The organism is Natronolimnobius sp. AArcel1 (assembly GCF_011043775.1).
GTDB lineage: Archaea > Halobacteriota > Halobacteria > Halobacteriales > Natrialbaceae > Natronolimnobius.
In genome coordinates this window covers 413,498-429,440 of the sequence record NZ_JAAKXY010000006.1, presented here as the reverse complement: position 1 = coordinate 429,440, position 15,943 = coordinate 413,498, and the positions used below count along the sequence as shown (strand labels likewise).

At 59.6% G+C, this 15,943-nt stretch carries 10 protein-coding genes; 6 read left to right on the top strand and 4 right to left on the bottom strand.

Annotation, left to right across the window (positions count from 1 at the left end):
* Positions 1-70: 70 nt before the first annotated feature.
* Complete coding sequence (locus G6M89_RS19750) at positions 71-1,081, bottom strand: GNAT family N-acetyltransferase (protein ID WP_165163611.1); 1,011 nt, start codon at positions 1,079-1,081, stop codon at positions 71-73.
* 339 nt (positions 1,082-1,420) lie between these two features.
* Between G6M89_RS19750 and G6M89_RS19745 the strand changes: the two genes are divergently transcribed.
* The 4 genes from G6M89_RS19745 (at position 1,421) to G6M89_RS19730 (ending at position 9,181) form a co-directional block, all read left to right on the top strand.
* The gene (locus tag G6M89_RS19745) at positions 1,421-2,464 is read left to right on the top strand and encodes a DUF1616 domain-containing protein (protein ID WP_165163610.1); all 1,044 of its coding nucleotides are present in this window, start codon (positions 1,421-1,423) and stop codon (positions 2,462-2,464) included.
* A 519-nt stretch (positions 2,465-2,983) separates the two neighbouring features.
* Positions 2,984-4,804: a DUF6541 family protein gene (locus G6M89_RS19740; RefSeq protein WP_165163609.1), complete on the top strand. Its 1,821-nt coding sequence runs from the start codon at positions 2,984-2,986 to the stop codon at positions 4,802-4,804.
* 313 nt (positions 4,805-5,117) lie between these two features.
* A complete protein-coding gene (locus tag G6M89_RS19735) occupies positions 5,118-6,635 on the top strand; it encodes a flippase (protein ID WP_165163608.1) in 1,518 nt (505 codons plus the stop codon).
* Between the two features lie 248 nt (positions 6,636-6,883).
* Positions 6,884-9,181: a hypothetical protein gene (locus G6M89_RS19730; protein WP_206335631.1), complete on the top strand. Its 2,298-nt coding sequence runs from the start codon at positions 6,884-6,886 to the stop codon at positions 9,179-9,181.
* Between the two features lie 191 nt (positions 9,182-9,372).
* On the opposite strand, the gene G6M89_RS19725 is transcribed toward G6M89_RS19730, so the two are convergent.
* From G6M89_RS19725 to G6M89_RS19715, 3 genes are all read right to left on the bottom strand, one after another.
* Positions 9,373-10,392, bottom strand: a complete 1,020-nt coding sequence (locus tag G6M89_RS19725; RefSeq protein WP_165163607.1) for a GNAT family N-acetyltransferase — start codon at positions 10,390-10,392, stop codon at positions 9,373-9,375.
* A 155-nt stretch (positions 10,393-10,547) separates the two neighbouring features.
* The gene (locus G6M89_RS19720) at positions 10,548-11,744 is read right to left on the bottom strand and encodes a glycosyltransferase (protein ID WP_165163606.1); all 1,197 of its coding nucleotides are present in this window, start codon (positions 11,742-11,744) and stop codon (positions 10,548-10,550) included.
* Positions 11,741-13,066 carry an antibiotic ABC transporter permease gene (locus tag G6M89_RS19715; protein WP_165163677.1) on the bottom strand — a complete coding sequence of 442 codons (1,326 nt, stop codon included), beginning with the start codon at positions 13,064-13,066 and terminating at the stop codon, positions 11,741-11,743. The genes G6M89_RS19720 and G6M89_RS19715 overlap by 4 nt, the downstream gene beginning before the upstream one ends.
* A 161-nt stretch (positions 13,067-13,227) precedes the next feature.
* Here G6M89_RS19715 and G6M89_RS19710 point away from each other — a divergent pair, with 161 nt between their 5' ends.
* On the top strand, positions 13,228-14,346 hold the full coding sequence (locus tag G6M89_RS19710) for a DUF354 domain-containing protein (protein WP_165163605.1): 1,119 nt from the start codon (positions 13,228-13,230) through the stop codon (positions 14,344-14,346).
* A 225-nt stretch (positions 14,347-14,571) separates the two neighbouring features.
* Positions 14,572-15,927: a metallophosphoesterase gene (locus tag G6M89_RS19705; protein ID WP_165163604.1), complete on the top strand. Its 1,356-nt coding sequence runs from the start codon at positions 14,572-14,574 to the stop codon at positions 15,925-15,927.
* The last annotated feature ends 16 nt before the right edge of the window (positions 15,928-15,943 follow it).

The following is a 15,943-nucleotide window of genomic DNA, read 5'->3' as shown; positions in this document are numbered from 1 at the left end:
CGTTTCTCGAGGACCTGTATAATACTGCAGACTGACGGAAAACCGGTCTACAGACCCGTGGCGTCTCCGATTATTTGACCGAATCGTACATCGACGCCAGCTGGCGCATTCCCCACTTGCCGTACTCGAGGCCGTAGTAGGTCTCGAGTTCGGGGTTGAACTTCGCCTTGTAGCGGTTGATCCGGCGTGTATCTGCGCCGACGAGGTCGTAGGTCTCGAGGCCGCGCTCGTGACCGTCTTCCATGATCGCCCAGTCGAGCAGGTCGTTCGTCGGCACGTCGACGTCGGTATCGGTGCGAACGCCGCCCATCCAGCGGCCGGTTCGGTCGCCGTACTCGAGGGCAAGAATCCCGCCAACGAATTCGTCGTCGACTCGGAGTGTGTACGGGCGAACGGCACCGTCTTCGGCGGCGTCATTGAGGTCGAGGATGAACTCGACGGGGACGCCGAAGCTGATATCCTGGGACTCATAGCGGTTTTTCACCTGCTCGTGGATGAGGCGAATTTCCTCGTCGCCGCCGACGGTGACCTCGTAGTCGTTTTCGTCGGTGTTGCGGATGTTACTTCGTGCGTCACTGCTGAACGTCATCAACAGATCGTCTGTCTCGGGCGTGATGTCGACCGCGTACGTGTACTCCGGCGTCGCATCGTACTGATTCCACTTGAATGGGCGCGAGTCCTCGAACGCCGTCGAGGTGCGGACGTGGCCGTACTTCGGGGCGAGTTCGTCCTGAATCCACTCGAAACAGCCGTCCATAAAGCGCTGACGTCGTCGCTCGCGCTTTCGCTGTTTCAGCTTTTCCATGTTCAGAAACGCCGGCCCGAGATACGGCACCCGAAGGTGTGGCGGCGGCGAAAACGCCGTTGTCACGAACTTCTTCGAGATTTCGAAGACGGGAAAGAGACCGACTGGCTCCTGTCCTTTGAACCCAATCAGCGGATGGAGGGTTGCACCGGAGTGCTCGGCTTGCACCCGCAGCGCCTCGAGTTCGTGACAGAGCGTCCCCTGTGGCGAACGGCTGACGTGACGATTCCATGTCTCGAGGTCGTCCTCGGTTGCGACGCGAACCTCGATGCTCATCTGTTCGACCACCCGGCTGCGATTGCTCGCCTATCGTTGGTCGCTCGGCGTACCATATACGGAGGCTCACCCTGTGCGCACTTTGTAAGCATCCAGTTTCCGAGTCGGTACGCGAGCAGCAGTTGTGCATAAGCAGTGATGACCGCACATGCGGCTGGAGTGGACTCCAATTCGAAGTCTGAAGGTGATGGTGTTTCCCGAAAACTGTCTGAGAGGCCGCCTCTCTGCGTGTTCGTCTCGAATCTATCGGACTCGAGGAGAGAAACGTCCGCGGATACGTCTGGTTATGCGACCAGTAACAATAGCTGACTCTCTTGAAATACCGATACCTGGGAATAGATGACAGATCGTACATCGCAGCCATCACATCCGTTTACAGCCGTTCGACAGGGAGGCAAACACGTCCTCGGGAAGTTACCGACTGACCTGATCACTACCGCCGGATTCGTTATCGTCGCCGCCATTGTCCTTGCGGTCGTCGACATCGGGTCACCGATTGTCCGTGCCGCAATTGGCTTCCCGCTGTTGTTCTTCGCACCGGGGTATGCAACAGTGTCAGCGCTCTTTCCACGACAGACCCCTGCCCACTCAGTTACGGCGACCGGACTCATCGGACAGGTACAGGAGTTCTCCGACCTCGAGCGCGTTGCACTTGCGTTTGGACTGAGCGTGGCGGTGATTCCGCTGCTCGGACTCGGCCTCGCCATCGCATCGCTTGGCTTTTCGCAGACGGTTATCGTCGCCGTGGTCAGCGTATACACTCTGCTTGGGGTGTGTGTCGCAGCGATCAGGCGGATTCGCGTTCCTCGCACGGAGCGCTATCAGTTCTCGTTTACTCGGCGACTGCGTGCCGTTCGAACCGCAATTTTGGGGACGAACTCGACCGTTCACGCCGCCGCGAACGTCGTCCTCATCGCGAGTCTGCTGATCGCGTTGACCTCCGTTGGGTATGCACTTGCCGACCCACAATCGGCCGAGGAGTACACTGACCTCCAACTGCTTGCCGAAGACGACGCCGGCGAACTCGTCGCCGCAAACTACACCTCGACGGTCGACTCTGGCGAGGACATCCCGTTTGCCGTTGCACTCGAGAATCAGGAAGGTGAGTCAACGGAGTACACCGCCGTCGTCCAGGAGCAGTGGGTCAGTGACGGCGAGGTCTTCGACCGAACGGACCACGAGCACGTCGACTATCAGCTTGCAGACGGCGACACGACACAGGACGAACTCTCGGTCACGCCAGACGCTGAATCCGGCGACGTCCGAATCGCCGTCTTACTGTACGACGACGAGGTCCCAGATGAGCCGTCAGAAGAGAACGCCTACCGCTACGGCTACTTCTGGACTGAGATCACCGACGATGTCGACGCTGACGACGACTGATTGAGGACTACGTGGCGCTGGTCTGTCGTCTTTGCAACCACCACGCTCGAACTGATCTCCACTCATTCTGCTCGTGGTATTCACAACAGGTGAACTCGAGTCCGTTTGCTGAATCTGTTTCTCGAGTCCGGCTGGTGTCCCCGCTCTCGAGTCATTTTCTGTGCCCGACCGGCGCACATGGGCATTTCCCTCTTCCGTTCGGCCAGACGCGGGCCTCCTGAGAGCCGACTGGCAGATCGGTGTGTGAGTGTCCCACAGTGGTATCACACTCGGCTCTACTGTCAGTGTGGCAGTTACTGTACCACCACCGCTGATGTGAGGCAGTCACCACGGACCGTTTGTGATCCTGTCAGGATGAATATAGCCCGCGAGTGGCGGATTTGGAAATTGCGCTCATGAAGCGTTCTACAGGCAGGTTTGCTCGAGACGTTTCACACAGTGAGACGGTATTGAGACGCTTACGGTCAGCAATCGGTGTATAACAAGGGTGAGAATGCGCAAAGACGCTGCCAGCTTCGAATGTCACATCAGTCAGCCATCAACGACGGACTCCTCCGGAAGGTGGCACTCTCGATCGGCTTTTTGGCGCTTGCCGGGAGTGCACTCGTTGCCCGTGGGTCACCAGCGACTGGATACGAGGTATCGATCTATGCGATGACGCCGTCGGCAGTCTGGGTCGGGCTCATGGTCGCGATGGCCGTTGCCCTGACCATTGCGTTCGTCCCGTTCGGGGACGGGCCTCGGGGCGGGCGTCCGTTCGCCGTTGTACTCGGTGGACTCACAATGGTCGTCTTCGCTGCGCTCCCGATTATCCGGGGGTATCGCTTTCAGGGTCACTACGATGCATTGACGCATCTCGGCTGGGCGCGCGGAATCAGTGAAGGAACGATGTCGCCGTTCGAGTTGTTCTATCCCGCAATTCACGTGACGACGGTGTTCATCAACTCGGTTACCGGGATTCCGCTCTCGCGGTCGTTGATGTTCGTCGTCTTGGTCTCAATGCTGGTGTTCTGTGTGTTCGTCCCGCTCTGTGTCGGTGTGATCACCGAGGACAACCGTGCGGCGGTCATCGCTGCGTTTGCCGCGTTCTTGCTCCTGCCGATTACGACAATCTCGATGTATCTGTCCGCGCACGCGATGTCGCAGGCAGTCTTCTTCTCTGCACTGTTGTTGTTCTTGTTCGTCAAGTACGTCCGCTCGGACCAGTCGTTGGCGACAGTCTCTGCGATCGGAACTGCCTTTTCGCTGGTGGCAGTTGCCGCCGTTGTCTACCACCCGCAACTCGTCGTCCACCTGATCGCTGCCTTCGTCGCCATCTGTGCCGTTCAGTTCCTCGCACGACGGATCGCGTCTGAGGGAACGATTGCCGGACAGACCCCCGTGTACGGACACACAGTGTTCCTGATCGGGCTCTTCTTGCTCTGGTCGGCCGATCACGGCTTTTTCGGCGGGATGTTCGAATACTTCTTCAGTGCGGCATTCGACTTCTTCCTCGGTGGAAGCGGCTCAGCTGGCGAACAGGTGGCAACCCAGGGAGCATCCCTCTCTGAAATTGGCGGCAGTTTAGGTGAGATCTTCCTCAAACTCTTCAGCGTCCATCTCGTCTTTTCGGCCCTCGTTGGCGGGCTCATCCTCGGACTCATCTTCCTCCGAGATTCACCGTGGGTCGATCGAATCGCCGCTGAAACGACGTACTTCGCCGTTGCGCTGATCGTCCTTGTTCCCGTCGCCGGCGCATACTTCTTCGCCCCTGGCTCGAGTATGTACTTCCGTGTGTTCGGGCTGATGATGGTGTTCTTGACGATACTCGGTGCGGTTGCGATCTATGGGCTTACGGAACGGCTCCGCAGCGGGCGTCCGGCAGTCGCGGTCTCCGCTGGTCCGCTGCTGGCTATCGGCTTTACCGTTTTACTGGTGCTGTCGCTGGTCGCAATCTTCCCGTCGCCGTACACCTACAACGCCTCACCGCACGTCAGCGAGACGACGATGAGTGGCTACGAGACTGCCTTCGACTCTCAGGACGACGAGATCGATTTCCTGGGGCTGCGTGATGGGCCAAACCGATACGACGATGCGATCAATGGAAACGAAGACCGAAGCTGGGAACACAGAGATGTGCAAGCTGATGAATTCAGAGATGGCGTCTCCGGCCAGTACGAAGACGACCGCTATCTCGCACTCACGCAAGTCGATCGCGACCGCGAGCTAACGGTCTACGACGAACTTCGCTACACCGAGAGCGAGTTAGACGCCATCGAAAACGAACCCGGCGTGAATCGGATTCAATCCAACGGCGAGTTTGACCTCTACTACGTCCCTGGTGCAACCGAGGAGGTCTAACTGCGAGATACTCCACCCACGAGCGCTCGAGGCCGTACGGAGTGGCCCCGTCCATACCAGTAGTTGGCTCACTGGTAACAGCGCCATAACAAGGTGTGTGTCACCTGATGTATCTGCTACCACTAATGACGCGGGATTGCGACCGACGAATTCGATCTTCTTCGCTCCGAGTGTCGGCTCACCTGGAACTGGCGACGCTGACTCCACACACGGTGTGTTCCGGTGTGTCTATTGCGGTGGCGCAAACGATGATCTCGAGCCAGTGCGTCCGTCGTCTCGCGTGTGAACGACCCACGTCTTCCCCTGTACACTGATGTCTACGACAGATACGATCGTTGACGGATTCAAGGCGAACCTTATCAGCAAAGTCGTCGAAGTGGTCGTCAACGGCCTTCTCATCTTACTGCTGACTCGCGTATTCCTGACGAACGAAGAGTACGGCCTGTTCTCGCTTGCGATTGCGATCTTTTCGATTTCCGTCTTCTTTAGCCAGATGGGGCTGGCCAAATCGGCTGCCCGCTACGTCACGGAGTATCGCGAGCGCGATCCCTCGATGATTCCGGTCATCGTTCGCCGATCACTGCTGTGTAATCTCGCTACGATTGCGATCGTCTCGACAGTGGTCGTCGTGTTCCGTGAACCAATTATCGCGCAGTTTGGCGAACCCGAACTGCTGTCGCTGTTTTCGATCGGCGTCCTCTTCATCGTTGGGCAGACGCTTCGGTCGTACGTCTACTTCCTCTGTCAGGGCTTCAATCGGGTCGCCTGGAGTTCGATTCTCTCGATCGTCTCGAATCTCGGCATATTCGTGTTCACAGTCGTCCTGCTCTCACTCGGCTTTGGCATTCCCGGCGCGGTACTTGGCTACGCCGCTGGCTATGCACTGGGCGCAACGGTCGGCTTGTTCGTCCTCTATCGGTGGGTCTCACAGATGCCCGCAGAGATAACCGCCACAGAATCCGACTCCCCTGACGATTCAGACGCGACAGTAACAGACAGCGAAGAGAAGGGACTCACTCGCCGAATTCTCGAGTACAGTTTGCCCCTGTCCGTGACTGGTGCGTCTGCGATCATGTTCAAGCGCGTCGATATCGTCCTCGTCGGGGCGTTTCTCACCCCTATCGCGGTCGCATACTACACCCTGGCAAAGCAGCTGACGGAGTTTGTCATCGCACCGGCTAGCTCGCTCGGATTCGCTGTTGCGCCGACGTTTGGCGAATCAAAATCGAGCAACGACATCGAACGGGCCTCGAGCATCTACAGAACGGCACTCGAGTACAACCTTTTGCTGTACATTCCAGCGGCGGCAGGGATGATTCTTGTTGCCGATCCCGCGATCCGACTTGTCTTCGGCGCGGACTATCTCGGTGCGATCCCGCTCGTCCAGATCCTGGCGATTTTCGTCGTCTTGGAGTCGATTAACAAGATCACGAACGATGCGCTCGATTACCTTGGGCGCGCCCGTCACCGTGCGATATCGAAGGGCGGGGCAGCGATCCTCAACGTCGGCCTCAATCTCGCGCTCTTGCCGATCATCGGCGTTGCCGGGGCTGCGATTTCGACCGTCGTCAGCTACGTACTCATGGTCATCGTCAACCTCTATCTGATCCACCTCGAGTTGTCGCTGTCGGGCCGGGCGCTTGCGGTTACGGTTGCAAAAACCTGCTCGATCGCGCTCGGGATGTCGCTTATCGTCGTCGCGTTTCTCCCCTACGTCTCCGGACTCATCACGTTGTTCGCAGCGATCGGCATCGGCGTTGCGGTATGGCTTGCCCTGGCAGTCGGGAGCGGCTTGCTCGACATTCGGTGGGCGATGTCTCAACTAAGTTAAGCCGAGCGTGTGGTGGTACTGGCCACCGCGCACCCACTTTTCTGCGTTTGCTGTACGTACCTCCCCCTTCAAGCAAGGCCGAAACAGCGTCAACAGGCGTGCTCTGGCAGGAATCAGGAATATGGAACGACAGCCATTACTGACTTCCACTCGAGCAATAGTCTCTGGCGATTCTGATGATCAGTGTTTAAAGAGTAATCAGATGAAGAGAGTATTACTTCGACAGAACAGTCTTCGATTGGGATGTAATGAGCGAGAACACGGATCCACGACCTGATAACGACTCGCTGCTCGGCCGCCGCTCGTACCTGAAAGTCGCAGCCGGCGCGGCCGCACTCGGTATCGCCAGTACCGGCGCAGCAGCAGACGAAGACTACGACGTCGTCGAAGTGTCTGCCGGAGACACGTACAGTGTGAATCTCGGCGATGGCGATACGCTCGAGAACACGCTAATCGACATCACCGCTCGAAATGCGCAGTACCAGATCAACGCCTCGGGGTCTGACTGGGAGATTCGCAACGTTGGTGTTCACGGAGAGTGGGACGGCCACCAAAAAGCAGAACCACTGATTGCGAGCGTCTCGAGTGGCGGCGTCGGTCGAATCGAAAATCTCTATCTCGGTGACGGAACGCCTGATGACACCTACCCCGGCGCGACCGGAATCTACGTTGCAAACAGCCACGCGGGCGTCCTCGAGATCGACCGCGTAAACATCCAGGGCTATCCGGATAATGCGATTTATGGCAGCTCGCCCGGCGACTTGCCCCACCACACGAGCGGAGAGGGGGGCGGCGGCGAGGTTCATATTACGAACTCCTACGCGGCAGACTGCCGTGCCGGCGGATTCCGAATTGGCTCGCCAGGCTCGTACGCCGAAAACTGTGTTGCAGTCGGCTGTGACCGCAACTTCTGGGGCTTCTACCACGAGACGGAAGCGATTGACTGTGACTTCTCGGATGCCCGTTTCGGCGACATCGGAACCGGTGATGGCCACTGGGGCCACAACGCGACCGTGACGGTGACGAACACCCGATACGACACGACCGTCAACCACTCCGGCCAGATCAGCGGCAGTTCCGCAGGCTCGCCAGAGCGAACTGAGCCAGACGAGGTCGACGGCGTCCCACTCAGCGCCGAAGACGCCGCTTCGGGTTCCTCGAGTTCATCGCCGGACGAGGGTGACGAGAGTGAGGACGACGAAGACGAGATTGAAGGTCATGTCCTCGCGTTCGTGACTGACCCTGACGCCAGAAACGCCCGCTACGAGTTCACTGCTGAGGGTGCTGTCGAGTTCTATGAGGCTTCCTACGAGAGCCCGTCCGGCGGACACATCGAGGGCGGCACCTACGAGGGTGAAGACTTCATCGATGACGACGGAGACGCCGTTCACGCCGGTGGGGTCACCGGCGGTGGTCACGGTGACGCGTTCATCGTCGACGGCGCAGTCACGGACATCGACCTCGAGGAATCCGACCTGCTGTGGGTCGAACTCGATGGCGAAGAGAAGTCTATCGACGAGATTATCGAGGAAACTGGCGGTGAGGACGAAGACGACCAGGAGACCGATACGGAGGGAAATTTACTCGCCTTCGTGACTGAACCGGACGCCGAAAACGCTGGCTACGAGTTCACGACAGAGGGTGCCGTCGAATTCACCGAAGCGCCCTACGAGAGTCCGTCCGGCGGACGCATCGAGGGCGGCACCTACAGCGGCGAAGACTTCATCGACGAAGATGGCGACACTGTCCACGCCGGTGGGATCACCGGCGGCGGCCACGGCGACGCCTTCCTGGTCGATGGCGCAGTCACAGATATCGACCTCGAGCAGCCCGACGTGATGTGGATTGAACTCGACGGCGAGGAGATGAGCGTCGAGGAGATCATCGAAGAAACTGGTGGTGCCGACGAAGACGACGAGGAGACCGATACGGAGGGAAATCTGCTCTCGTTCGTGACTGAACCGGACGCCAGAAACGCCGGCTACGAGTTCACGGCAGAGGGTGCCGTCGAATTCACCGAAGCACCCTACGAGAGCCCCTCCGGCGGCTCAATCGAGGGCGGCACGTACACGGGCCAAGACTTCATCGACGAAGACGGCGACACTGTCCACGCCGGCGGAATCACCGGCGGCGGCCACGGTGACGCCTTCCTGGTCGAGGGCTCGGTCACGGACATCACTCTCGAGCAACCCGACGTGATGTGGGTCGAACTCGGCGGCGAAGAGATGAGTGTCGATGAGATCATCGAGGAAACTGGTGGCGACGACGAGGACGAAGACGGTGATGACGGCGAGCAGCCCTCAAAAGCCATCGTCATCGACAGCACCGAAACCGGTGCGGAAGCGTCCTACACGTTCGAAGTCTCGGGAACGGTCGAGAAGGCGACCCACCGAGACGCCTCCATCGATGACAGCGACATCATCGACGGCAACAGAGTCGAGGGCTCCGTCGACGACTCACGCGACGCCTACTGGTTCAGCGGCGACATTACGGACTTCTGGCTGAACGGCGACGCCTACGTCGACATCGAGTACAACGCCCGCTAAGACAGGGGCGTTGCGTGTGGACTCCCGTCTCAGCCGGGAGCGTGCGAACTGGTCGCGCGCTGTCGGCCGGGTCAGGACTCCGATTGACACACGACTCCGAAGGTTCGCTCTTTTTTGCGATATTTCGTTTCAACGGTGTTCTCGAGGAGTGGCGACACGCTCCCAGACGACTCGGGTGCGGAAAGTCAATCCTACTTGAACGTCCCGGAGACGCGCTGATACGCTGACTTCGCGAGCGTCATCTCGAGGCCGGACGATTCGACGACGTAGTAGGGGCGCAACTCGCCGTTGAACTTGCCTTTGTACTCACAGAGGCGTTCGGTGTTGGCCCCGACGAGGTCGTAGCCGGAGACGGACTCGAGGGCGGGATCGGTGACGATATCCTCTAAGATCGTGCGGTGAATGAGGTTGTTGACGCTGACGTTCCCGTAGGAGGCGACGACGCCGCCCTGCCAGTAGTATGCCAGATCGTTCGAGAACAGCGAGAGGATGCCGCTTTTGTACTCGCCGTCGGGTGTGCGGGCGACGTAGACACGCCAGCGGTCGTCGTCCAGACTCGAGAGCAGGTCGCGAACGAACTGGCGAGACATTGGCGCGGTGTCGTCGTACTCTTCGTACTGGGCGACGACATCGTCGTAGATCCGCAGGGCGCTGTCGATGCCTTCGGTTTCGATTGTCAGATCGACCTCGTCAACGCGGCGCATCTCGTTTCGCAGGCTCTTGCTGAACCCACTCATCGCATCCTCGATATCCTGGGCGTCCTCGAGGTCGACGACGTAGGTGAACTTCGGCTCCATCGAGGCGTCGTTCCAGCTGTACGGTCGCGGGTCCTCGTAGCCGACGGGGCAGGTCATCCGGAACAGCGTCGAGCGCTTGTCGGTCTCGAGGTCGGCCATCACCGCGTCGGCGAGTTCGCTGTTGATGCGCTCCCACTTGCGCTGTTTCGGGCTGTTGGGGTTGATAACCGGGCCGAGTCGTGGCACGCCAAGGGAGAGCGGTGGCGAAAACACTGTGCGGCCGACCGATTTCTGGTCGACGAATACGGGTAGCAGGCCGACGACCTGCTGGCCTTTGGACGCGCCGTAGAGTCGCATCTCCGCGTCAGTGTGTGCATCGAGCACAGCGAGTGCGTCCGGGTCGTGAAACACCTCGATACCGGATCGTGGCAGCGCATCGCCCCACTCCTCGAGCGTCAGTCGTTCGATATCCATACACGACGGTGTGACGAGTAATTGTTTTGTTATCTCGGTGCTACCTGATCGTAACGAGTGCTGAACGGTCTCGAGTGCATGAAACTGACTGCGTGTGGCATCCGACAGCAGTTGCTCGAGGCCACGCCAAAAAACCAAAAACGGTCGTGGTCGCGTCAGTCTCGAGTGCTCGAGACGGCTGTGTTCTTGTTTCCAAGCGTCGTGAGAATGTTTCGCCAGTCCGTCTCGGCCTCGTCCATCGAAACTGACTCACGAACGTCGGGTGCGGCCTCGGCGAGCGGGCCTCGATACTCGTCGTCAAGACAGCGTTCCATCGCCGCTGCGAGCGCCCGTGGGTGTCGACTGTCGACGACAACACCGTTTTCGCCGTCTGTGACCGCGTCAGTTACCGAGCCGATATCGGGGACGACAGCGGGCAGACCTGACGCCATCGCCTCGAGCATCGCAAGCGGCAGGGCATCCCGACGTGAGGTCAACACGAACGTATCCGACTGGCGGTAGTACGACAGCGGTTCATCAACCCAGCCCGCGAAGTCGATCCGATCCTCGAGGCCGTGGGCGGCGACCGCATCGATGACCTCGGTTCGGAGCGTGCCGTTGCCGACCATGACTGCCTGAAAGTCGGTGTCGCGGGCCTCGAGTTCGGCAAGCGCCTCGACGAACAGGACGGGATCTTTCTCGGGGCCGAAGCGGCCAACCCAGACGAAGTCGTACGCGGTGTCGATGTCGGCCGGGATCGGGTGGTAGGTGTCGGTATCGATGGCGTTCGTCAAGATGTGGATGCGATCCCGCTCGAGACCATACTCGAGGAGGCGCTCGGCGTGGTCGGAGCCGGGAACGGAGACGGCATCGAACTGTCTGAACGCCCAGCGCGGCCCCGCGCCGTACCACTGCTCGGCGTGGTGATCGAGGTCGATCCCGATGATCCCGAGAAACGCCTGATAGCCGTAGAGCTTCTTCAACGCGAGCGCGTAGAGGCCGTACGGCACCAGCGAAATCGAGGCGACGGTGTCGTACTCGTTGCGATAGCCCTCGAGCAGAGCGACAACAAAGAGCATGAGCACCCGCAGGATTCGTGGCCCGAAGTCGGGCACCTGCACGTAGTTTGCGTTCTCGATCTCGCCGACGTGGTCCGGGTCGAGGCAAACGAGCGTCATCTCCTCGGCGATGTCTGCAAGCGGCCCGTAGTGGAGAGCGTTCTTGTGCCCGAGTCCGGTCAGTACCAGCACTCGAGCGCCCGCTGCATCGGTGTCGCCCATCGGCTCGACTGGCGCTCGCCAGCGCGCTCGCGCGTCTGTCTCGGCGCTGGCGTCGGTGGTTGCGCGTTCGGTGTCGGCGGTTGTCTCGCTCATGCGTTTGGCTGTGGCGTTGACTCGAGTTGTTCGACTTCGATTTCGGAGTCGAGTGCTGTCTCCTGTACGCCGTCGGTTTGGCAGGCCAGCAGGAACTCCGACATGGCATAGGACATCCAGCCCTGACACCACCGCATCAGCGTGACGCGTTTCGTGTGATGGCGATACTGCCGATAGTAGAACTCGCCTTCCGTGCCATCGACCTGCAGATTCGCGAGCACCCAGCGCAGGATTCGGTCGGCGAACTCGAGGTCACCCTCCCGGGTAAAGACCAGTATTCCTTGCGTACTCGCGTGAATGTCACGCGGGTAGGCGTTGGATTCGTCGAAGTTCGGCGCGCCGTCGAGTTCGAATAGCTCCTCGCGGTAGAACTCGAGTGCAGACTCGAGGGTGTCGTCGTAGCGGTCGGCGTCAACCACGTCACGATAGCGCTGGAAGACCTCGATGATGAAGCCGTTGTGATGGCTGTCCATCGACAGATGTGAGGCGTCGGCGGGGATGCGATATGGCCAGCCGCCGATGTCTGTCTGGTTGGCCGCGATGTGGTCCAGAATATTTGTCGCACGCTCGATCAGATCCTCCTCGCCGAAATGTTCGTAGAGGTCGATCAGCATTCCCGCGCCGAGGGCCGCGGAGTTGAGTGTATAGGAGTCGTCGGGATGGTTCAGATGGTAGTCGATTTTCGCGCCGTCCTCGACTTCTCGGTAGTCCAGATCCTCGATGAGGAACTCAACCGCGCTACGAGCGGTCTCGGCGTACTCGTCGCCGAGTCCGTGTTCCGTCGCCTGCAAGAGCGATTTGACGGCGTAGGCTGTCGAGACAATATCCGGGTCGCTCGGAACGCCCTTTGTGTGGAAGTGTTGGATCTCGTGTCGATGGCCGCCACAGAAGCCGCTGTAGCCCTCGAGGCTCTCGTCGACGAGCCACTGGGCAAGGTGGTCGGCTTCAGCTCGTGGATCGAACCGCCGCCTCGAGCCCTCATCGGCGCTCGTGTAGGTGTCGAAGTTCAGATTTGCCATCGTAAACAGCGCTGTTCCCTTGTAATTTCGGCGGTGTTCGACGCGCAACAGTGGGCGGATATTGACCGGACTGCGTTTGACGAGTTCCTGGACGACCAGATTCACGAAGCGATTTTCGATTGGGGCAGCCTGTAACAGCTTGCTACTCATCCCGTCACCGTAATCCGGTCCGGCATAGTCACGGCGACGAGCGTACGCGAGCGTCGAATCCAGAACTGAGAGATAGTGATCGACGGCTCGAGGACGGCCATCCGTCTCGGCCTGTGTGGTGGGGTCGGAACGTCCGAGTCCTTGTGACTGCATCAGTGGGTGATCCACCGGAGAACCCATTATTATACGCCTGCTACCGTTCGAATCGCGCCGACAGGGGATGACTGCCGGTTGTTTGTGTGGCCAAAACTGGCGGTACGAGCCAGATAACAAACCTTCGGCATCCAGACAGACAGTCTACGGTGCCTTTCAGCATGAAGTACCTGTTTTTCACTAACACCCCGGCGCACGTTCATCTGTACAAACACGCCGTCGAACGGCTGCGTGACCGTGGCCACGACGTACTCGTCCTCGCGCGGGAATACACCTGCACGACGGATTTGCTCGAGTGGTACGATCTTCCACACACGGTCTATGGCTCCTGTGACACCTCCAAAGGGTCGCTGATGAGTCAACTGCCGGCCCATTACGTCCGCGCAATTGCGAGCGCGCGACGATTCGACCCGGATCTCATCTTCGGGATGGGCGCGTATGCAGCCCACACCGGCGCAGTAACGCGAACTCCGACTGTCTTGCTTATCGACTCCGAGCCGGCGTCGTTCGATCACACGATCTCGACGCCGTTTGCCCGCACAATTCTGACGCCGAATACGTTCCGGAAGGATCTGGGCGAGGATCACCACGTCTTCCCCGGCCTCAAAGAGTGTGCGTACCTTCACCCCGAAGTGTACGAGTCGAACCCCTCGGTCCGCGACCGACTCGGCCTCGAGACCGACGAGTCCTACGCAATCCTCCGGCTCAACGCCTTTGGCTCCCAGCACGACGTGGGCAAACAGGGGATCACGAGCGAGGATCAGCAACGGATTATTGGGCGACTCGACGAGGACGCAACGGTGCTCGTCTCCGACGAAGGTGGTGACGCTGACCTCGAGGGGCTGCCAGCCCGGCCGTTTGATCTCCACCCGGCGCTGCTCCACGACGTACTCGCCGAGGCAGACCTACTGGTCGCAGACACGCAGACGATGGTCACCGAGGCTGCACTGCTCGGGACGCCTGCGATCCGCTCGAACTCGTTCGTCGGCGAAGACGACATGGGCAACTTCGTCGAACTCGAGAATCAGGGCCTGATCCACAACGTGGCCTCGGCGGATGAGATCATCGAACAGGCGACGACGTTGCTCGAGGCCGACGATACGGCAGAGACCTGGCGTCGTCGGCGTAACGCCTTCCTCGCGGACAAGGTCAACCTGACGGACGTGATCGTTGATGTTGCAACCGAGCAGGGCTATGTCGACGGACTCGAGTCACTCTCACAGTTCAGTCAAGTGGCCGCGCACGAACCGGCACAATCGGTCGGTGTTGGCGGCGACTGATACGGATTGCTGTACCGATGTACCGGCGGTGAGTCGACCTGTGTGAGACGAGTCTCGGTGGGCGAGTGCAGCGAGTCCACCGTTGCACCCGCAACGCGGGCAGCGGGTGCGCCAGAAATGACGTACAGTAAACCGTATGTGTTCTGCGCGGTGTCTGTTTCGCGCTGCCTTGCGACCCGCCGGGAGTACCACTATAGTGTTCTTCGATGTTGACTCGGTGGCCCTATGGCAGATTCCCCCAGCGACCCGGTCTACTACGTCATCAGTGACCTCCACATGGGCGGTGACGAACAGCTGGGAACCGTCGACTTTCTCGAGGAGTTGCTCGCCTTTCTCGAGCGCCTCGAAATGACTGACGAGAACGCCGAGTTGGTAATCAACGGCGATGCGTTCGGCCTGTGGGAAGTGACTGAACACACTGGCATTGCTAAACTCGAGGCGCTGATCGAGCGCTATCCCGAGCTATTCGAGCAGTTGCGTGCGACCGGTGCGGAAATACCGATTACGCTCTTGCCGGGCAATCACGACAGTGAACTTGCTGCCCACGATGAGTACGTCGACCTGCTCGCGAAGTACAACATCACACTCGTGCAGGCTACGTCGATGACTCGTCCGATCGGCGAGCGAACCATTCACTTCGAACACGGCCACCAGCAGGACGAGAACAATCGCTTCGAAGACTTTGGCAATCCCTACGAGACGCCGCTTGGATACTATTACAATACGCTCGTGACGAGTCGTGCTGGGCGCCTCTCAGAGCGTGGGCGATACAACTGGCTCAAAGACGTGCAAGCGGTGACACCGACTGAGCGCGTCCCGCGCTGGTTGCTCTCGAAGTACTTTTATCGGGAGATGAATCCACTCTTGCGATACAGTCTGGTGCCGTTTCTCCTGTTGTTTAACCTTAGTGTGATTCTGGCGGTGCTTGCCGTACTCGACGTCGCCGGAGTGTGGACACTGCCAGTCGAAACAGCAGATGCCGTCCTGGCGCAACTGGGACTTGTCGGCGAAGCCGTCCACTTCCTGCTCGTTGCCACCGTGGCCGTCGTTTCCTCCCTGCTCGTCGTCAGTATCCCTGCGTATCTCATCCTTCGCGATTTCGGCCACACGGTCGACCGTTTCGGTGTCCTCGAGGGCGATCTCACCGTCGACCCTGACACGCCATACATCGAGGCGGCTCGAGCGGTGTTTTCCGAACACCCGGAGACAGCGGTGTTCTGTTACGGTCATACCCACCGGCCGACGACGAACAGGGTTGACGATCGCGTACTCGTTAACACCGGCACGTGGCTCAAGCGATTACATCGACGCAACGTGGTCACTGGCGTGCTCCCGCCAGTCTACTACCCGTCCTATCAGCTGTGTGTCGTCCGCATCGCGACGGCCGACGACGCAATCGTCGTCAAGTACGAAGAGATTGCAAAATCCGATCCAAGCGCCGAGGAGTTAACGCGCACCGAACGACTGCTCACGCTCGGGCGCGCCCCGACCCCGACGCTTCCTGACCGATCGGTCGTCCCCCTCGAGCACTCGGAGTCGTCACTCGAGTACGCCGACGAAACACACTCTCCAAGCAAATAAGTAGAAAATACGGGAG